This is a genomic window from Methylocaldum sp. GT1BB, from assembly GCF_051027545.1.
GTDB lineage: Bacteria > Pseudomonadota > Gammaproteobacteria > Methylococcales > Methylococcaceae > Methylocaldum.
Genome location: NZ_CP194902.1, coordinates 2747773 through 2768727 on the forward strand (window position 1 = coordinate 2747773; position 20955 = coordinate 2768727).

Consider the following 20955-nt stretch of genomic DNA (forward strand, 5'->3'; position numbering starts at 1 on the left):
TCAAGCGAGCGATTTTTTGGCACCGCCCGTGTGTCCTGGCTGCTGCGGAGGTTCGCTAAGAGCGGTCAAGGAGAAGAGCGTGATGAAGAGCCAGATGATCTCGATCAAGGGGAAAGATCTCTCCCCTGCCGAACCGTTTTATTCCCTGGCAGTCTAATGGCGCTTGGTGATAGGGCCGTTTGCGCTCATCGCGATTTAACGCAAGAGAACCCGTGGGAATCAGTTGTATACAATTACAGTTCTGACTAGAGCCGATTGCTTTACAAAAGCCCTAAATCCCGATATCGCTGCCGTTTAGCCAATAACTCTGGGGCGTCCCTAGTAATCCGTAATGCATGCTTCAGGTACCCAGCAGCAGCGGCGTAATCGCGCATTTGTTCGCATACTTGTATGAGCCGGACTAGTACAGGTGGTTTGGAGGGTGACTTTCGATTAATTGTTTCAAGAGCCTCTCGCGCTGCCGGAAAGTTTGCTTCCAGTCCAAATATTGTGGCCAAGAGAAAGTCGAGCTCTAGAGATTCCCCGTCAAGTGTTCTGGCGTCATCCAAAAGACTTTTTGCCCGATCAATCTTACGAAGAGAAAGAAAAGCTTTAATGCCCAGCAAGCGTATTGACTTTGCATTCTCATCCTGAGGAAGCGCACGCTGTCTTTCCCGCTCGAATACCTCTTCAAATTCAAAAAGCCGGTTAGCACGATAGAGCGCGTTGAGTTGCTGCAATAATGCGCCACAGTCACGCGTTCTCGTAAACTCGGCTCCAGCGATCTTCGCCGCCTTGAAGTAATCCTGGGCCTCCAAGGCATCCACGACTGCCGTCGACCAGTCAACGAGACGTTGATTGGTCGAGATAGCTATCGAGTAATGTGGAGCGCTTAATTGTCTGTCCCTGGCGAAATCAAATGCATGGCGCAATGATTCGATATCGTGGAATCTGTTTGATGGAGCTTTTTCAAGACATCGGAGGATCAAGTCATCAATCGCGGGTACGATGTTGGCGTTGATTTCGCTCGGTTTCTTAAATGGGGCATGGCGCCGCACCTGCGCCGGCGTTTCATGGGGTAGTCGCCCTGTCAGCAGTTGGTAAAGGAGAACACCTAAGCTGTAAATGTCACCACGAAGGAGTTCCTCAAAGGTTCCCTTGCGCGAAACACTGTCCGAAAATTCCGGTGCGGCATATAGGACGGTCCCGCCATTCTCCCTGGTGCGGACATAGATTTCCTCAGGAAGAGCCGAGCTTCCAAAATCGGTCAGCTTCACCAAGTCCCCGGCACCTACCAAGATATTGTGCGGTTTGATATCGCCGTGGGAAATGGGGGGCAATAAGTTGGCTAAGAAACCGATGGCATCCAGAACCTGGGCGTAGATGTTGAACAGTCGTTCAAACGTGTTTCCGAAGTGCTGATTTCTTTGCTCCAGCTTCTGCGCAAGACTCTGGCTAGGGAAGTATTCCATCTCTATGAAGAACCATTCATTCTCCGGTGGAACCCTTCCCATGTCGTGAATTCGGACGATGTTGGGATGACTTTCGATATTGAGAAGTTCTTTCCCCTCCGCGAGACGTCGATCGTCTTTGGTTAAGTCTTTTGGAATTTTTACCGCAACAATCGCGCCGTCTTTCAATCGCTCCGCACGCCAAACCCAACCATGGCTTCCGTCGCCTAGACATTCAAGTAAAAGATACTTGTCACCCAGGCGTTTATTGGTACCAGGTAGAAAATGGGCCGACCTGATATTCACAATAACCTCTCGCAACGTAACTGCTTTAATAACATGCTGCCATTGCTTTCGATTTCGAAGAGGAATCGACTGAACACGACTGCTATAGCGCGAACGGGGGGTACTCGAGCACCAACCGATGACCTGAAGCCATTGCGGCATCGTTCCACGAGTTTGTCTTTGTCCGGAGCGGAAACCACCCCCTTGTTCCACGTAGCGAGAACCAGAACGGAGGGGCTATTACCCCAACGCATGGAGGCTTCAAGCAGATTGCACAACTTCTCATCGAGTTTGAGTTGGCCACGCTCAGTACCGTCGAATCGTTCGAACTCGACCAGGGCAATGGGGGACCGCTGCTGACGACAGAACCATGTCGAATCCGATCTAATGTCGGCCCCGTGTGTCATTGGCGCCGGGCACTCGGTCACCGCCATGAATCCCATTTCCTGGCCAAGCGCGTTCCAGACGCTGCAGCCCAGGCTGTGGACGAGCACATCTGCATCACGTACACCCCAGTGGGTAAGCATCGGATAGCTACGTTCAACGAATTCGAGCGATGACATCGCCTCGCAAATGCGACGGGCCAAATCACTCACCGAAGGTCCCCCAAACGCGCAGAACTTCAGGGGATTCGCCGCCATGGATCAATGCCTTGCCGCCTACTTTTACGAGCAAGGGCGCGGGAATGGATCGACCGCACACCAAAGCCTCACCCGTCGAAAGACCGGGCAGTTCATCGAGATCCGCCTTGCTCACCATGTCCGAGGCTTTGGCGATAAAGCGCTGGTCGTCCGGATTCTTCAGGCGCATGGTCACCAAGGTATTGCATTGCGAGGTCACATCCGCGTCCAGCTTCGACGGGCGCTGGCTGACGATGGCGAATCCCACCCCAAATTTGCGACCTTCGCCGGCAATCTTCTTGATGATTCGATGGCTGACGGCGTTGCCGGCAGCCGGGGCGAAGTTATGACCTTCTTCGTAGACCAAAAAGCAGGGGCGCAGTGGGTCAGTCTTGCTCGAAGCCGCTCTGAGGATCTCGCTCGAGAGCAGTGCACAGACGACCTGCTTGGCCGTGTCGCTTAGTCCTTGCAGATCGATGACGATAAGGCGTCCTTGTCGGTTCGAGGGGCGGCCCACCATCTTGTAGATATCTGTTGGCGCATCCATCGCTGCTGAGTAAAAACTCTGCGCTTCGTTAAGGACGCGAGACAATTTCATGGATGCCACCGCAGCACTGCGGCCATTCAATGCCTTTGCCTCCGCTTCCGAGAGATCGTCCCACTCGCGTAACTCTTCAATACCGTCACCTAGGAGGTAGCGAAGGCGATTGATATCCCTGGGCTCGGTTTTGTCCGCATTTCGCCAATATCGGATTGCAACATCGAGAACCCGTTGCTGGGGTTCGGTCAGCCCCGGCAGGATTTCAGCCACGTCGTCCATCTCAAAATGGTCGAACTGAAGTGCAAGTTGCGTATTCTTGCCCGCGTACTTGTGCTTGAAAGATTCGTTCTGCGGCGTGTAAACCTGAATACCGGCACCGGCCTGCTGGAGCCGTTCCAGCATGTCGCGAATCCTGGGCAAAACATCGCGATCGCGAGCATCCTCCACCTCTGCGAGCCCATCAGAAAAATTCAGCTGCCCCCTCGCCAGAGCTTTTCCATACTCTCCATGCGGATCGAAAACAACGACCGTCCCGTTATTGAGTGCTACTAGCCGTTCGATGATGCGCCCAACTGTGTAGGATTTCCCGGAGCCGGTCATAGCCAGTACTGCCATGTGCTCGGTCACTAGTTTATTGACATCGAGAAAGACGGGGACGGTGTTTTCTCCCCGTTCATATCCCACCAGATTTCCCAAATGAAGGCTGGTGTGTTCATTAAATTCGTAGAAATCGCTTAGAAACTGGAAATCCACCGTTTCCACAGCTGCACCTGGATCGAGCGGCCGGCGAGGAATCTTGATCTGGCGAGAAACCGGATCGCGGTAACCTACCAATTCCAAATTGGCGAACAGGCTTTCACCCGTAACATTGGCACCGGGCAACAACTCGAGTTCGGTCACCCCATCACCAAAGCCCGCGTTGAACAGCATGTTGGTCCGGGTAATGCGGGTGACACGCCCAAGCACGGGAACGACGCCCTCGTCCGCGCGCTCTTGATGCATGATGCGCACGAACTCCCCGCGGCGTACGGAAAAAGAGTCGTTCACCACCATGGTGAGTTGCGCCGCGTCGCCGGTGTTGCCGACCAGCTTGCCCAGTACTTTGTGTTTCATCATTCAAACCCCTCATCGAGCCCCGTCAACCAGGTACTCTCGACATCATTATTCCGGAGTGCTTCGTTTAATCCCTGCCGATAGTAGGCCGCGAATTTCTCAAGGATATTCAACTGTTGTCGGCTCAATAACTGCGGCAGTGGCATAGCCTTTCTCTGACTTTGCATATCAAGAACCATCAACCGGGTGGCCACGGCGTCCAGCAACGCTGAATCCCAATCGGACTCTTCCCCGGCCATCTGAGCCATTTGGATCTGGCCTCCACGTGCGCTCCGGAAGTGAAATCCGATCACGCCGTAATCAACTTCGCCGGCCGGCTCCATGCGAGATCGGTTTTCTGTCATTCGAAAGGCAATCGTCCGGGTGAAGCTGCCCAGGATCCCGTTGATGAATCGGGTATCTCCGATACCCATCAGGCGCTCTTCCAGACCAGAAAGCCCGCTGGCCGACTCGGGTGAAAATCCATCCGACAGCAGGAGATGTTTGCGGCCATCCACGGTACGCAGATCCTGCCGGGCGATGCTTACGATGGCGCTGAATCGTTCCGCGAGAATACTGGTAAGCACGGGTCCATCCGGATTCCATGGGAATAGGTCTTTACGGTGCTTCTGCCAAAACCCTTCGATGGCATCGCGGGTCTTTTCGTACTCCGCCCAGTGACGGACGTTCCGCTTCAACGGGATCATGTCCCTGCCGATAAAAAGTGGTGTATCGATCAATATCAGATTAGGAGCGGCATCCTGAATAATAAGGCGCTCGACCAAGGCGTAGCAGTGGCGCATTTCCACCAGGTCCAGCCGTTTGCGTTGTGCTTCGAAATCGATGTCGTCCAGTTCGGAAACCGAGTCCGTTCCGGTAGTGCTGATCTTGTTTTCCTGGATGAGAAGATCGGTTCTCACGGCAGCGGAAACATAAATGAATCCGCCAAGAGCCCGGTGTATGCAGGAGTGGCTAGCGATACCGGATACCGCAAGGTTGATGACGGAAGGTCTCTTGACAGCCTTGATCAGCCCTGCATCCCTGAATATAGGGGCAACGTGTTCGATATCCCGAATTTGCTTCAAGAGCCGCCCTGCGCTGCCCGGAAGACGAAGCTGGCTATCTATCGCGAGAGCTTGTGCAAGATTTGTCGTCTTCATCGAATTCACGCTGCTCCATTGAGATTTTCGGCAAACGCCCAGTATCTTGATGATTGTAAATAATCCAATCCCTCTGGGGTTAGGCCGCCGTCATCCAGAAATCCGATGAGCTTGAGGCGGGCAAAGCTCTCTGGCAAATCAAACTGGGTCAGATCGAGCAAGGGAACGGTGAAGTTGCGCAGGCAATCTGTGAGCCTGGGTGCTGTTGCGACACCAAAGCCATAACAGCACACCATGACGGTTATATCCTCCGGATGGAGCACGTCTTCCGGGCGGATCTTACTCGGTACCGGAGCCGATGCCTTGCCGGCGTGCCGGCCGAGCGCTTCAAGGAACGCAATTACCGAATCGGCATGATCCAGTAGGCTAACGGACCACAGTGGCAATACGGTAGCGGCAATCAGCCCGCTGTTCGAATGGGCCTTCCAATATCGGGTGTGGCTTGAATGATCTGTCCATTGTCCGCTATCAGTGTCGCTGCTACCGTCAACGCCCTGAATCCGATAGATGACCTCTTGCGCGATCCAATGCGCCACCGAATGGGGTTCAGGGGCGACAGGGCGATTGGACGCGAATTCACAAACCCAATCCAGGGTAGAAATAATCCGGCCTTCCTGGTACGGGGGCAGCAGCAGCGATATGCGGCCAGGTTGTCTCGCCCAAGCCGTATATTCCGATTGCTGGTCGCCGGCCACTTGAAGCTGCTCTCCGGTCATGAGCAGCACGCCGGTGTTCGGCAGTGACAGGCTCGGCAATGGTTCCGCGGCAAGCAGATTTGCCAGAAAGCGGCCACGCCTGTGCCCGTGGAGCGCTGGCGATAGATAGAACTTCAAGGCCCGTCTCCAAAGCTCAGTTGCATTTTCAGAATGCCCTTGCTGATCAAGCAATCTTGTGTTGCCGGATCGAGCATGGGGTTTTCCCCGGCCGTAATCGCGGCGGCCAGTTTCCGCCACGCATTGAAGTCCAGTCCGGTGCCGTCGAGCAATTGGTTGGCTTGTTTCTCCCACTGCAGACATTGTGCATCTAGCTTTATCTGCACGTCGTGCAGACTCAGCGGTTGAATCTCATCGAGTCGAATAGGTTGCGGCGCCGGCTTTCTGCAGGCGAGGAGCAATGGGGTCAACACTGATAGGTACTGCTCGTTTACGGCGGAAAGCTTGGCCTCGCAGTGCGCTGCGATGGCATTTTCGATTTTTAGAAGTTCACCACCGATCGGACTCAGCTGCGTTTGAATGGGCTTCATCAAGCGCTCCGGCACCTCCAGAATGGCCGCAAATTGACCTTTTCTCGCTTGCTCGCGAAATTTCTCGCGCTCAATTTTTGCGGACTCCGCGATCTCCTCGAAGTAATCGCCGATCAGAATCAGCTTCTGCACAAGCACCGCCACCGCTTGGGGATGATTCGCTTCAGCATAGTCGGAAGGTAACGGTTCCAATTTGCGCGCGGCCTCGTGACAACGCCCCTGCAGCTCAGCCAGATAGTCGGCCGCTCGCTCGTATCTTTCTTTACCGTCCCGGTATGCACGCATGATATAGCCGCTGATGTCGGCAAAGCTTTGGTGGGTGCTGGAGTCGATGTTGACACCGGCTTCATCCCCTAAGAGGTGCAATCGTTCCGCCGCCTTGTCGAGTTGCAGCGAGCGCAGATAGTGCAGCAGGGTATCGGAGCTCGCGGTTCCCTCGGTGGCCGCGGTAGCGCTGTCATTCTGTTGCTGGAGCGCTCCGTCCAGTATGTTGGAAACCGTTTGCAACGACAGTGTGAATAAACTCCGGGGAAAATGGGTCAGACCCTGGCTATCTGTGTTGATATCGCTGATCAAGGCAGCGATTCGCTGCTTGATCTGCTGTGCCGCTTTATCGACGAACTCCGCAAAAAGTCGTGCCTGCTCAATGCGCTGGTAGAGCGATTGTCCCTTGTCCTCCAGACGTACGGTATTGATATTGCCGAGGCTGATGCTCGGTGGGATCAGTGGTTTGACGCGGGCTACCCGATGAAGCACTTCGGAACGACCTTTTAAGAGCGACGGCAGTTTTTCTGCGATCAACGCCAGCTCGTCTACGCCTACCAGCCCCAAAGCTTCTTCATCGACTTTGAGCTTGTCGAACGCCGTGCGGGCAGCCTGGAGTTGGTCATTCGCCTCGACGGTCTCGGTTCCTACCGGCACTCTGCCCAAAGGCGCAAACAGGGCTGGAATGCGGTCATAGCCAAACACGCGTTCCAGCTTGGCGACAGTGGTCTTATAGCTATCGGCGGCACTGCCTTCAAACCAGTTCCTGGCTTCGGTGATCGCGTAATCCAGTTTTGCACGCGGATAGGACCGCCACTTAGCATGGGGGGCCGTGGCATCTTCCAATTGCAACAAATGCAGTTCGCCGCACCACCACATCCAGTCATCGAAAACGTTCTTTGGTGTTAGGCCGGCGTGCGCCAAGTACCCCCAATACCAGTCCCTTTTGGCCTTGTCCAAAGTCCATTCCTGCGTCTTGGCCGGGTTGCCGATACGGGCCAGGAAGTGTGGCAGCTGTGCTTGCGCTTGCTGCGGATTGGCAAGTTCAGAGAACCATCCGGCATTTTCTGTCTTTGTATATCCCAAGCCCAAGAACCTATTGGGTAAGGCTAGGCGCTGCAATAACGCCGCCACATCTTCGCTATTGATCCCGTGCCGGATGTCCAAATCATTCAGGCTGGCGAGGTTCGGCTCATCGACGGCAAACAGCTTCCAAGTACGGAAGAGCAGCTCACGTTCGTGAGTATTTATCTTTCCGGTGGGCCTGAATGGCCACGCAATCAGACCGCGCTCGTTGAGCCGTTGCCGCCATTGGTGCATGGCCTGATAGGCGAAGTCACGTAGCGCATTGAGCTTGCCTTTAAACTTGCTGGTCAAGGCGCTCTCGGCCATCGCAAAGTCTTTGCAGTATTCAGTCAGAAGGCCAATACGTTCCAACTGATCGACTTCGCTTTGATTCAGGTAGTAAAGGAGCACGTCGTCCTTGAGCTTGTCACTCACGTCGCCCCGATTGTATTGCTCCATCAAATGCGTCGATGTCGTAAAAGCCATGACCGGAAAGCGGCCATCTTCCCCATGGCGCAAGGCGGCTAGACGATGCAGCCGATCCAGTTCGTCGCGGTTATTTACCCAGGCAAACCAGGCCAGGTTATCCGGGTGCAATTTCAAACCGTCGCAGAACAGCAGGCCGCCCCGTTGGCCGGCTGCCTGACCCCGCGGGCTGGCCTGGATCGTGAGATGTTCATGGTTCGGATAGGGCGCCTGCGCATACTGCCAGTTTTTGTCCAGCAGGCGCATCAAGCCCGTGAGTCGCACCTGGAAGCGCAGCGACACATTTTTGCCGCCATCGAGCAGGAAGCGCTTCATCGCTGCTTCGTGCGCATCGGCATCGGCCGGGTCGCGGAAGACCATCGTGTTGTGCTGTTGATTCCGGTAACGCAGATCCAGCCGCAACAGCATTGCCACGCTGGGGCCGATATGTGTGGCGTCCTCGTCGGGGAGCTGATGCTCGTTGCCGATCAGCTTTTGCCACAGCGCATCGGCCGCAAATTCCACCGCTGGATGGTCATACAGCAGGCTCAAAAGGTGCTTGAACTCGGCTCGGGAGAGCGGTAGCAACAGTACGTCGGTTTCGGTTTCGTTGATGGCGAACGTGCGTAGGTTCTGCAGCAACGCGGTCAGACTAAGAGCCTGTTCCACGGCGGGGTAAAACCAAGCGTCCTTTTCCCGCTTGAACTTGGCGTCTTCCAGGGCTTGTCGGCACTTCAGCGCATCGAATGGGATCTTGCGATAGAGGCTGGCGACCGGCTCGGCGTCTTCATTCTGCAGGTTCAACAGTTCTTTGCAGCGCGGCGGGCATTGGCTCAACGCCAGTGGCAACTGCCCGTAAAGCAAGGTGCGCGCAACGTCTTTCAGCTCATAGTCACCGGTTTTGATGCCGTCGATCGCGTGAGCGTCCAGCACATGCTCTGCTACGCGGCCCGAGCTCTCGATCACGGCATCAAACAACTCCCCGATGGCGGGAATGGGCTTGCCGGCGGATTCGTACTGTGCCAGTACGGAATCCACATTGGCCATAATGACGTTGAACCAGCCGAAATTAGCGCCGCTCATGCCATAGGCGGCTTCCACCAGACCCCTCGGGTAGTCATAAGCGAGTTTGCGTTCCAACTTGAGTTGCTTCACGTAGTCGGACACATCCGCAAAGGCATTGTGTTCGAGTTCCACCAGTTCGAAGCGTCGCGCCACGGACTGAATTTCGCGCAACTGCTGGCCCAATAGCGGAGAACACAGCGCGACGTAGCGCAACCAGGGCAGCTTGCGACGGGGATCTTCCTCCTTGATGGCCTTTCCGATCAGGCGGATAGCTTGGCCATCCAGACGTTTCGCGTCGTCCTGTTCCAAGCCGAAGGTGGCCGCCTCGGCGACGGTTTCCAGTTCGTCCAATACCACCAGCACATAGCGAATGCCGAACTGCTGCAAATAGGTATAGGCGGATTGAACCAGGCGCACGACCAAGCCTTCTTCCTCGTACAGCGCTTCATCGTTGTGCTGTTGGCCTATTTCCAAGCGATCGGCCAATTGGCTGGAGTCAAACCCGGCGGGCGTCAATCGGTGCAAGGCTTGCTCGGCGATCCTGCTCTGGATCGAACCGTCGAACCGGCCGGTCGCCAAAGGCAGCAAAGCTTTATACAGACCAAAGCCAAACCAGTTGTCCGAATTCTGGTAATCGGAAGCCACCTGCGAATAGCGGATGTACAGGGCAAGATACTGGTCTTGCGTCGCCTGATCGAACAACTTCTGATCGGCAAGGTTGCCGTCTTGATCGCGCACAAACCAGCCTTTGGAGCAGTCGTTGATCTGTGCGATCAGTTCATGCCCCAGGCGGGATTTGCCTCGGCCCCATTCCGCTTCCACCGCGAATACATGCGCGAAGTTGTCGGCATCCTGATCCACCGTATGGATGAAAGTACGGTAGCGCTTGAAGAAACGGCTCTGACCCACCAGTGGGTCGCGTGGCGGATAGTCGGAAACACCGGTGGCGGCCCAGACATGACGCTTGGTCAGATGGGCGATCATTTCATCGGTCACGGGGTCATGTTTGTTCACTCGTCATCTCCTGGGCGCTTCATACCCGGCAAAGCGCTAATTCGTTCGCTGCGCATGTCCTCGGCGCTCATTCTGACGGCCTGCCACAACAGGCGGCCGGTTCGATTGAATACCTTGCTGGCCGGCAGCCTGAAACAGGCATCAGCAAACAAGGGATGAATGAGATATTGGCCGTTCTGGCCGCTGGCGCCATCCTGGTAGCGCCACACATGGCGGGTCAAAAGCGACCCGACGATCCCGGCCAGCAAGGTATTCAATTCATCGGGCCGGGGAGAGTAGGGGAACCAGTACACGCCTAGATGCGACAGGCTGCGAAGTACCAAATCGGCCAAGGTACCGCAGCGTGTTTCATCGCCCTCCGGCCCTGCCACTAGCACGCTGATCTCGCCGGGAGTGAATGCGTTCTGGCCGGGCGTCAGCTCCAGCAGCAAACCGCCGCGTGTCTCCGCCGCCCAGTTATATTGTGCATAAACGATCATTGTCAGCAGCAGCGCCCAAGGCGTACGTAGCACCCAAGTCATCGCGGTATCATCCGTGCCGGTGTCATCCGACGCGGCCAATTTACCGTGCAGCAAATAGTTGGATTCCACAGTGGTCCCCGGCAGGGCGAGCAGGCGGCCCTTGATCCAGTTCTGATCGGCCTGAACACCGCTGCCGTCAATCATAGGCAATATCGGAAGAGTGTCGTTCCGGGAGACAGATAGCTCGAACGCAACAGCCAGCGCCCGCGCCAGCATGGGCGTTGCGGCCGCCTGTTCGGCGCTCACCCCTAACAGCTCCCGCTCGACAGCTGCGGAGGGGGTGGGCTCCAGTGAGGCGTGTGGCAGTTGCGCCTCCACCCATGCCGCCGCCCTGCCCACTTGGGTCACCAGATCCGCCAGCGCTTCGCCCCCCATCTGCCCGGCCTCCCGGCAGCGCGCCGCCAGGATGCGTAGCCAAGGGGCACGCCACTCCGGCTGTAAGGCGAGTAAAGCCATCACCAGTTCGTTATCGGAGCCTAATGCCTCACGCTGGGCGAGCAATAAGCGGCTTGCTGCCCAGCCGTCGGAGGTCGGGAACGCGATTCCCTGTAAGATCGCCTGGAAGCGACGCTCGGGGTCGGACAAGAAACCTTGCCGGAGCAGACAGGACAAAGCGCCGATCCATTTAGAATCCATCGAAAAGATCCCCGGTTCTTGCCGCATCAATGCGAGCTGACTTCTGAGCGGCCTTGCGTGCCTTCTCTTCAGCCTGCTTTTTCGCGATGAATTGATCGATGCTGTCTGTGTTGTAGGGCCAGAACAACTGGGTATAGGCTTCGTTCGGAGCGGGTACCAGTTTCTGAAGCAACTTCAGCTCGGCTTCATCACCCACAAGCCAGGTCGGTATGTCCGGCTTGGCCATGAAGGCAGAGAAACCGGCAGGCATGACGTGTTTGGCCAATACACTTAGAGGAACTTCGTTGGCTATCTCGGGAGCGTCCAGCAAGTGCTCCAACAGTCTCGCACCTCCGCCCACATAGTCGCCGCCGATATAACGGCCGGCGTCACGATAACCCGGAGGTTCACAATGCCAGTGCTTGGCGATAGCCTGCTGATAGGCTTTGACGCTCGCGGTTTTGAATCCGACCTTGACGCGGCTGATGAAGCCCAGGGCGTTATATGCATAGGCATTCGCCAGCGCTTCTTCCAGAGGGGCATGGGGATGATTGAAGGTGTTTGCCGCTTGTTGAGCCCAGTACCGCAGGAAAACCGGCTGAATTCGTCCTTGAGCCGCAAAGACGATTTCCAGCGTGGTCGCTGTGGCCTCCACGAGATGATGAAAAAATTCGTGGTTAAACACCTCGAACAAGACGAGGTGCATCAAGGTTTCCGGGGAAAATACCTTGAGCTGCTGGCTCTGTTGCACCAGTTCATGGTGGTAATTCAACAGGGGGCCTATCAGCAGATAAATGCCCCATTGATCGAACGGGGGGAAGTGGAACGGCCGGTAGAATGCCAGGGCATCGGCCGGCAATTTGGTCCATTGCAACTCCCGGACAGCGGCTTCCGCGTTCTTCACCGCACCCCACATGGCATCCTGGCTGACCCCGAGTTGCCTGTCCTTGAAGCGCTCCTTCAAAGCCTTCAAATCGTCCCGCTTGCTCGGCCGCGATTCACGGCGGCTCGTCGACTGCGCCAGCACGACGTTCCGGCTCAGCATCTCCAGGGCCGGCTCGGCAGCGTCAGTCGGACGATCGAATACTCCGCTTTCTTCCGTGAGCCCCTGCCGGTCTAGCCATTGGAATAGCGTTGGCATGTCATGATGCAGTTGGGAGTGTAGTCCCAAGTGGGGCAATGTATCGTGCTGTGCCTTTGCCATCCCGGTTCTCTTGTGCCTAGGTTTGCTCTGCTTGTGCGAGCAAGTCATAGAGCTGGTCGAGGTCGGCGAAGAGCGGTGGCCCAGCGCCATCGACGCCGTCGGTTTTTAGATGGGTCAGGATGCTGCGATCGAGGGTGTCGTCGCTGGCTTGCAGCCCGTTTTGGGCGGCGATCAGCAGACTTCCGTCGAGCTGGCCTTCGATTAGAGCTTCAACGAGAAATTTTGCTGTCTCAGTCAGTTGTTCCGAGTATTTCTTCGTCTTAAACCTCAGCTCGTGAATTTGATTGAACTTGTCCAAGTCTGCTCTGGAAAAGTCAGGAATAACAATGTTGCCCAAGTTGTCTTGATTGATGCCTGGCATTGTTGTCCCCGTCGAGAACTGCCAAAACTGCATATTTCCGGCCATGGAGTTCAAGAACCATGAAAGAATTGGCATGAGTTCTGATTTTTTGGGCTTACAAGCAAACACCTCGCTAGAGCACAGGAATTCTTCTGTTTCCATCACGACCGCAGCGATTCCAAAAGTGCCTTTGCGGGTCAGCAGAAGATCACCTATTTTTGGCTTTTGTTTGTAGCTGGCATCTTCAAGTGCAGCGATTCGGACTCTAGGAGCATGTCGCAAGTCGATGTATCCGGGCTTCACATGGGCCACTTTTACATAGGGCAATCCATCTTTCAGTTCTGTTCGTTCGTCGAATCCATTGGTAACACTTTCGAGAAGATCGAAAACCGAAACTGTTTTTCCTAGGGAACGCAGATTTTTCTGGTTATTGAGGTAATGATCTCGATAGGTTGTCGCAGTCAGCATATCGGTCAATAGATCTGGCGACACTTTCGATGTCAGACTGGATGGTAACTTTTGACTAGGCTGATAAGCCGAAACAAAAGTATCGAGTTGCTGTTCCAACTCCTTTGCCCAAGCCCGTAGCCGCTCGGCTTGTCGGATTTTGTCGCCGATGTATTTTTGGGCTACAGCGGACACTTTGAGTAAAGGCAGCCGCTTAAAGTTATAGAGATATATGTGTTGCTGAACTGCCCCTCCTGCCTCACGGGACATAAAGGCTTGCGCATATCTAGTCGTAAGCCAAGCTGCTACGAAGTGCGAGTCGTAACTTGTTTCACTGAGGCTGAACTTGATAGTGTCTTGGTTTGAGTTCGCAACGGGGATAGTCTCAGGCAAAACAGCCAATCGGCCGACTGTGCCAGACGTCGACATGATGATGTCGCCAGCTCTCAGTGCTGACTTTGATAGCAAAGAATGAGTGGCCTCAGTGACGTGAGACAGTGCGGATTCATCAATCAAGGGGCTTTCGATCGCTTCAGCCTTGATAAATGGGACACCGGTTTCAGCATCCGCCCAGACGATATCGTTGCAAAGCGCATAGGCACCGAATTGCCAGGGTTCACACACTGAACCGATAGGTTCAAGGCTAAAGCCGCTTTGATGAATCTGTGCCCTTGCAGCATAAAATTCCTGGGAATAAAACCCCGTGTCCAGTCGCTCAGGAGAGAAATCAGCAACTGGGACCCTAACGATTGCAACCATCACTCACTCCTCTTATAAGCACCAACAATCCTATCGAGATCATTAGGCACACCCACCGAGTAATCCTCGATATTGTTCTTCACCACATAGCCCAATGTTTCCGCCACGGCCATGAACACATCGCCTTGAGGCTCGGGCAGGAACTGCTCGGGACGCTCCTTGCTGGCCTGGCGCTTTTGCAGATAAAGCACCGAGGTCTTGGCGCCGGTTCCGGAGAGCTTGAAGGTATCCGCCGGCAAGGAGATCACCGCCTTGACGATGGCCTTGCCGCCGACGAATTGGCCGGTTTTCTCGTCCTTCTTGCCCATGATGTATTCGCGCACGTAGCGCTCGCCCGAGTTGCACAGCACGCCGTCGGGCAGCACGATCAGCAATCGGCCGCCGGGGCGCAGGAGTTGCAGGCAGCGGTCGATAAACAGCACCGCGGGGTCGATGGTGGCGCCGACCGGTTTCCAGTTACCCTTGCCATCGGGCTTGCTGCCTAGGGCCAAGCCGCTGGTGGTGGGGGAAAGTCGGTATTGCGGCTTCTTGCCGGTGGAAACATTGCGCAAATCGGTGCGGTAGCCCGGCCATTTGGGCGTGCCGTCCTCATCCAGGTACAGGTCGCCGGTGTCTTCCCATTTCATTTTGGTGTAGCTGTAATAGGTGTGGAAATAGTCGACGGTTTTTACGGCGGGGCGAAAACCACCGAGCACCTGTTCCATCTGCGCCTCGTAGCGCTCCTTGGATTCCTTGCCTTTCTTATCGCTGGTGAATTTCGGCGTGCCGAACGGCGGATTGGTGCAGATCAGGTCGAAGCTATTGGGCTTGAATGCTTTGGTCGTCAGCGAGTTGTCGGTGTAGAAAATCTTGGCCTTGGGGGCGCCTTGCAGGGCCATGTTCACGCGCGCCAGCATCACCATGCGCGGAGCAGTGTCGGCGCCGGTGAAGGCGTTATCGCGCAGGGTCCGTTTGAGTTTGGTTTTCTGCGCATCGCTCATGCCGCCGAGACGGTCGACCACGTTTTCGATATGGCTGAGCGCCACCGAGCCGAAACCGAAGGAGCCGCATGTGGGATCACAGAATCTGAACTCGCCCGAGGTCAGCCGCTCCATCGCGGCGTTGTCTTGCTGGATATCGTGCATGGCGATTTCCAGCATGGCCTGCTTCACCGGATTGGGCGTCAGGAAAACGCCCAAACCACCCTTCGATTCGAAGTTGGCGCGCAAGAATACGTCGAACACGCGGCCCAGCAGGTCGCCCGCCACATCGGCCAGGGTGCCGACCTCTTTGCCGAGGATCGGCCGGCCCTGGTTGTCCGTCACCGGCCCGAGGTTTTGCATGGCTTCCAGCAAGGTTTCGAAGTTCTTGGGCTGCGACAGCCGCAAGTGGGAATCCGGCGGGAAGATGGGATTAGGGGTGCCGTCGTCGCTCACCACCACATAATCGTCATGTCCTTTAAATGCTTCGAATGCGGCTTGAATTTGCTTGACGGCATGCGCCCCGTGCTTTGCCACATATTTGTAGTCGAACACCTCGCGGAAGCGTTGGGTTTTGCCTTCGTGATCGGTGAAGCTCAGCTCTTCGCTGTGATGCACCCGAAAGGTTTCGAGGAAGAGCAGCTTCGCCACCTCCTCGATGATGTCGTTCTTATCATTGACCCGGTCCTTGACGGTCTGGAATACCTGCTCGTGGAAGGCATCGAAGCGGTGCATCAGCCGGGTGTAGATGCGCATCGACCAGCGGAAAGTCGGGTCCTTTTCCAGTTTCTCGTAGTTCCGGATCAGCTCGATGGAGGGCACTTCATCCACCGAGTGGGTACCGTCGCTGCCATCGACGCCAAACAGACAGTAGCAGCGACTGTTCTTGTCATCCTGCAAGTGGGCGAACACCGGCCAGTCGCCACTGACGCTGGCCAGCAGTTCGTAGGCGAGCTGATCCAGCTTGTCTTCGCGCGAATACTCCCAATGACCGGGTTCCAGCGCGATCAGCAGGATCGATGGGGTTTGATTGCCTTGAATTACGCCCCAGATCAGGCCGGCTTTCACGAAGTCGTGGTCTGAGCCGAGAGGCGTGTGCTCGGTGTAGTCGGAATAGTGTTTGCGAATCTGTTGATAGCGTTGCTCAAGCGTTTGTTCGGTCGTCATTATTGTTCGAGATTTCAGTTTTTAAGCCAGCTTCACCAACGGGCCTCTCAGTTCGAGTCGCGCGTCTTGCATGGCGGCAGCACGCAACATGGGTTCGGTCACAACCATGCCCGCGGGCAGCTTTCCAAGCAGTTGTGCCAGTGGCATGGGCCTTCCCGCCTTGGCCAGCAAAGCCACCAATTCGTCCGCAAGCTTATTCGATGAAGCATTGACCGAGCTTTCTAGCTCATATGCTTTTTCACCAGTGGGCATGCTGCACTGCCGCACGCCGGGCAGGCAGGCCAAATACAGACTAACCTGTTCCCTGGACCAGCCCAGTCGTTGCCAGATCGGAGCATGATCAAGCCAAATCTGGTCGAGCGTACAGTGGCCATTGGTCAGGGTGCGCTGGATAGTATCCAACAGATGGGCAGGATTCATTTCTTTTGATCCCCCTCCGCTCCCGTTGCGCGCCTGTCGCTTTGCTTGGCCGCAATCCAGGCTTCCAGCTCGGCTCGCTTGAAGCGCCATGAGTTGCCGACCTTGAAAGCCGGTATCTCACCATTGGCGGCAAGCCGATAAATCGTCCGCTCGTTTACCTTGAGGTATTCGGCCACTTCATTGATGGTCAAGATTTCATCATTCATAGCATTTTTTCCTCAGTCGGAAAATTCCAAGCGGCGACGGGAATTGTCAAAGAAATACAATAGACTACATTTAGTGCATCTGCCATCCGACACCAGCGAATCTCACATGCCGGGCGCGCCACCGGCAGTGGCGTGTGATGTCGATAGTCGGCTTGACGGGAGGCAGCGGTACTCGGCGACGTTCATTCCCGTTTAGTCATGAGAATGTCCGCTGCCTGGCGTCCGAGGTGTTCTCGCAAAACTCGTGTTAACTCAATAACAACACTAAGAATCCAGAAACCATGCCTGCCATTCATCACCTTTCGATCCGCGTTCCCTGGCACGACAATGCTTGGCAGGGAACAGTCTGTAATAAGCCGCTCGACAACGGGGCTTGCGTCATTCTGCCACGCATCGCCGAGTTGAAGCGTCAGGATTGTGAAAAGCTTCGCCCAGAAATGCGGGTGGATCAGCTTGCTCCGGACGATTTGCCTGCCTGCGTGGCCGAACGCGCGACGTTCATGGCGCCGTTCTCCATTAACCGAACGCTTGTGCACCCATACCAGCAATCGAGCGAGAAGCATCGTGATCTGTTGCCCCTCTCGTTGCACCAGCCGCGATATTCGGCGTCGGCGATACCCTTTCGGTGGATGAACAAAGAATTTGCGAAAGAGTTTGCGGAAAAGTGGCGTCTCGATTTTTCGCCCGAACGTGAACCCACCGAGCCGCGGTGGCTTGCCGAATCGGGATGGGTTCAGAACGGACGAAATCAGCGGGCAATGTTGGAGGGTTTCTTTCGGTCGGTCTCTCCGGAAAAGTCGCTGTGCTTCTTCTATGCAAAGCAAACCCCTTTCTCGGAGGACCCACGCCGTGTCGTAGTAGGCGTCGGCCGGGTAAAGAAATTCGGGCAGCCGATCCAGTTCAGCACAGCCGGTAAGGCCGATGCCGATACGCCATATATTTGGGACATCGTTGTTGAGCACTCAATCACCCCGGACGGCAAGGATGGTTTCCTGATGCCGTATAAGGAGCTTGCCGATCGGGTGGCATCCTCCGGTGTGGAAGTCGACTGGTCCCGGTGCTTGGCTTTCTCCCCGGCCGATCGGCTGACCGAATTTTCTTACGCAACCGAGCATGTCAGCCACGATGCTGCAATTGCAACCCTGCTGGAATGCAAGTCGGCGCTGGAAGCGGCACGCCAGCATTTGGCTGACACCGAATCGATTGCCCGTGCTCTGCGTTGGATCGATGCACGCTTAGCCGATCTTTGGAACTTGCGTGGTCCGTATCCGGGACTCGGTCCGGCGCTGACCGCCTTTGGTATTGAACACGGCAATTTTCTGGCTTTTTATCTGGCCTCGCAGCTCGACGAGAACGCCGATCCGTGGCCACTAGTCGACAAGGTGCTGCGCGATCCGTCGGATTTACCTCATGAGCTGAAGCGGCTCGTTAATCGGGATCTGACGAACCTCTGGATCAAGATGCCCGATGAGCGTCGGAGTTTGCTGAAACTGCTGGCCCGGTTTGCGCTTACGAATCAGCAGGCGATTCGTTACTTCGTCAGAGAGGTACGGGAGAAGGCCGGAATACCGTACTTGGATATCCAGTTGCTGAAAAACCCCTATTTGATCTACGAGGCGGATCGTTTCGCTCATTCAGGTAATGACGATGAGAGGATTGAACCTGTATCGGCGATGACCATCGATCGAGGTACTTTTCCTTCGGAGATTGTCGCTACGAAGCATCCATTGCCGGAACCTTCGGCCTTGAGCGGCCCGCTCGATCCCCGCCGTATTCGAGCCCTCACGATCGAGCAACTCGAAATCGGGGCGCTGGCGGGGCATACGTTGCTACCACGGGACACGATCGTACTGGCAATCCGAGAAGCGAAACTTGAGCCGCCATGTCCGGTATCGGGTGACGTCTTTGACGCGTTGGACGACCAGTTGTCGCCGGAAGTCGTGCCGGTGACTTTGAAAGACGAGAAGCCCGCATACCAGTTGTTTCGGTATGTCGAGATCAGGGATTTGGTCGCCAAGGATATCGATGCACGAGTCAGGAGCCCTAAGCGGCACGAAATCAAGGCGGACTGGGCTTTCGAACTGGATGAGCTGCTGGGACCGGCCGATGCCGGGGACGAGGACGAATTAAAGGCACGGCAAGAAAAAGCAGCAGCACTCGCCGAACTGGCGGCGTCGAGGTTTTCCGTTTTTGTCGGACCGGCTGGTGCCGGAAAGACAACGGTGCTTCAACTGCTATGTAAAAACCAAGAGATCGCTCGCTCAGGCATTTTGCTTCTCGCGCCAACGGGCAAGGCCCGTGTCCAGTTATGGCAGAAATGCGGTCACGATGCTCAGACGCTTGCTCAGTTCCTCGGACAATGGGGCAAACGCTACGACCCGGAAACCGGCACCTATCGCATGACCAAGGGAGAAAAGTTTAACGCGGCCAAGACCGTAATCGTCGACGAATCGTCGATGCTTACGGAGGATATGCTCGGCGCCCTCATGAGTGCTCTTCAGGGCGTAGAGCGCTTAATACTGGTGGGTGATCCCCGCCAGCTGCCGCCGATTGGTGCGGGTCGTCCATTTGTGGACATCGTGCGCTTTCTGACCCCCGACGATCTTGAAGGCGTTTTCCCCAAGGTCGGGAGGGGATACGCCGAGTTGACCATTCAGCGTCGCCATAAAAAATCCGGCAAGGCGGCGAGTTTTCCGGCGGACCTTCAATTGGCCAATTGGTTCAGTGGCCGTCCACTACCTCCTGGCGAGGATGAAATCTGGTCGAGGCTTACTTCGCACGATGACATCGACGGTCGCATCCGCAGGGTTCCTTGGAATACCAATGAGGAACTTCGGGAACGCTTACTTAATGTGATTTGTGAAGAGTTGAAGCTGTCGGGACGTAGTGACCGAAATGGCTTTGAGCAGACATACGGGGGCGGGCTATATAACGAGCGTGTTTACTTCAATCGCGGTGCGGCGAGCAGAGCGGAAGCATGGCAGATACTGACGCCACTTCGAAATCAGATCCTCGGTTCGCGCGATATTAATCGCCTGGTCCAGAAGACTTTTCGCCAAACGGCTATCGACTGGGCTCGCGAGTCCAATTCACCACCGTTCGATCGACGTAAGGCCCGTATCACCAAGGCACGCGGCCCCGAAGAGATCGTTTATGGTGACAAGGTCATCAACGTGCGCAATCACAAGCGCTCGAACGTTTATCCAACGGAAGGAGCCATCGGCTATATCGCCAATGGTGAAATTGGGGTCGTTACCGGGCAGATGAAAAGAGTTACCGATACCTGGAAAGGGCTTCCGTGGCTGACCAAAGTCGAGTTTTCATCGCAACCCGGGTATTCATACGATTACAACGCAGGTGACTTTGACGACGAAGGCACCCCGAAGCTCGAGCTGGCCTATGCGGTAACAGTGCATAAAGCACAAGGCAGCGAATTCGGCATCACGATCTTGGTTCTTCCGGAAAAGCATCCGCTGGTCACTCGAGAACTTCTCTACACGGCTTTGACTCGCCAGCAGCAGCGCGTAGTCATACTCCATCAAGGTGATATCAACAGCCTGCGCAACTTGGCTTCGGATGAACGCGCCGAGACACCCAGGCGATTCACAAACCTGTTCGAAAAGCAGAGGCCGGAGTTCAAGCCTGCTCCCGTCAAGTTAGAGGACGGACGGTATATCGAAGAAGGACTGATTCACCGCTCTCGCCGTGGCACCTGGTTGCGATCTAAGTCCGAGGTCATCATCGACGATGCACTGTACTCCAGGGGTATTGAAGCGGCCTATGAGTTGCCCTTCCTAGGCAAAGACGGTTCGAAAAAGTTGCCGGACTTCACAATCGAGAACGCCTCTACCGGGCAGACCTTCATTTGGGAGCACTGCGGGATGATGACCGATGAAGGGTATCGAAGACGCTGGAAGGACAAACTGGCGTGGTATCGCGAAAACGGGGTGCTGCCTTATGAGGAAGGCGGTGGAGAAGTCGCCAGCCTCATCGTGACAGAAGACGATGAGCACGGTGGTATTGATTCGAGCCTGATCAACCGGATCATCGACGATGTGTTGTCCTAACTAGCG

Annotated in this window: 13 protein-coding genes; 1 reads left to right on the plus strand and 12 read right to left on the minus strand. The window is 55.6% G+C overall.

Features of this window, described 5'->3' with window-relative positions:
* Window positions 1–260: 260 nt before the first annotated feature.
* From ACR2TX_RS13715 to mads1, 12 genes are all read right to left on the minus strand, one after another.
* Window positions 261–1736, minus strand: a complete 1476-nt coding sequence (locus ACR2TX_RS13715) for a serine/threonine-protein kinase (RefSeq protein WP_086134574.1) — start codon at window positions 1734–1736, stop codon at window positions 261–263.
* Entirely contained in the window at window positions 1733–2311 is a 579-nt protein-coding gene (locus ACR2TX_RS13720) for a hypothetical protein (protein WP_205781089.1), read from the minus strand. Before ACR2TX_RS13720 ends, ACR2TX_RS13715 begins: the two co-directional genes overlap by 4 nt.
* Window positions 2304–3989: a helicase HerA domain-containing protein gene (locus ACR2TX_RS13725; RefSeq protein WP_086134593.1), complete on the minus strand. Its 1686-nt coding sequence runs from the start codon at window positions 3987–3989 to the stop codon at window positions 2304–2306. Before ACR2TX_RS13725 ends, ACR2TX_RS13720 begins: the two co-directional genes overlap by 8 nt.
* Window positions 3989–5128 (minus strand): hypothetical protein, encoded by a 1140-nt coding sequence (locus ACR2TX_RS13730; RefSeq protein WP_086134575.1) that lies wholly within the window; start codon window positions 5126–5128, stop codon window positions 3989–3991. The genes ACR2TX_RS13725 and ACR2TX_RS13730 overlap by 1 nt, the downstream gene beginning before the upstream one ends.
* 5 nt (window positions 5129–5133) lie before the next feature.
* Window positions 5134–5961 carry a hypothetical protein gene (locus ACR2TX_RS13735; protein WP_086134576.1) on the minus strand — a complete coding sequence of 276 codons (828 nt, stop codon included), beginning with the start codon at window positions 5959–5961 and terminating at the stop codon, window positions 5134–5136.
* Window positions 5958–9647, minus strand: coding sequence for a hypothetical protein (locus tag ACR2TX_RS13740; protein ID WP_434132474.1), 3690 nt, complete (start codon window positions 9645–9647; stop codon window positions 5958–5960). Before ACR2TX_RS13740 ends, ACR2TX_RS13735 begins: the two co-directional genes overlap by 4 nt.
* Before the next feature lie 593 nt (window positions 9648–10240).
* Window positions 10241–11401, minus strand: coding sequence for a hypothetical protein (locus ACR2TX_RS13745; protein WP_434129829.1), 1161 nt, complete (start codon window positions 11399–11401; stop codon window positions 10241–10243).
* Window positions 11391–12584, minus strand: a complete 1194-nt coding sequence (locus tag ACR2TX_RS13750) for a hypothetical protein (protein ID WP_434129831.1) — start codon at window positions 12582–12584, stop codon at window positions 11391–11393. The genes ACR2TX_RS13745 and ACR2TX_RS13750 overlap by 11 nt, the downstream gene beginning before the upstream one ends.
* Before the next feature lie 16 nt (window positions 12585–12600).
* Window positions 12601–14130: a hypothetical protein gene (locus ACR2TX_RS13755; RefSeq protein ID WP_434129833.1), complete on the minus strand. Its 1530-nt coding sequence runs from the start codon at window positions 14128–14130 to the stop codon at window positions 12601–12603.
* Window positions 14130–16256 carry an HsdM family class I SAM-dependent methyltransferase gene (locus ACR2TX_RS13760; RefSeq protein ID WP_434129835.1) on the minus strand — a complete coding sequence of 709 codons (2127 nt, stop codon included), beginning with the start codon at window positions 16254–16256 and terminating at the stop codon, window positions 14130–14132. Before ACR2TX_RS13760 ends, ACR2TX_RS13755 begins: the two co-directional genes overlap by 1 nt.
* Before the next feature lie 21 nt (window positions 16257–16277).
* Entirely contained in the window at window positions 16278–16676 is a 399-nt protein-coding gene (locus tag ACR2TX_RS13765) for a hypothetical protein (protein WP_434129837.1), read from the minus strand.
* Window positions 16673–16882 carry a methylation-associated defense system helix-turn-helix domain-containing protein MAD1 gene (gene mads1, locus ACR2TX_RS13770; RefSeq protein WP_086134582.1) on the minus strand — a complete coding sequence of 70 codons (210 nt, stop codon included), beginning with the start codon at window positions 16880–16882 and terminating at the stop codon, window positions 16673–16675. The genes ACR2TX_RS13765 and mads1 overlap by 4 nt, the downstream gene beginning before the upstream one ends.
* Before the next feature lie 281 nt (window positions 16883–17163).
* Between mads1 and ACR2TX_RS13775 the strand changes: the two genes are divergently transcribed.
* Window positions 17164–20949, plus strand: a complete 3786-nt coding sequence (locus ACR2TX_RS13775) for an AAA family ATPase (RefSeq protein ID WP_086134583.1) — start codon at window positions 17164–17166, stop codon at window positions 20947–20949.
* Window positions 20950–20955: the final 6 nt, after the last annotated feature.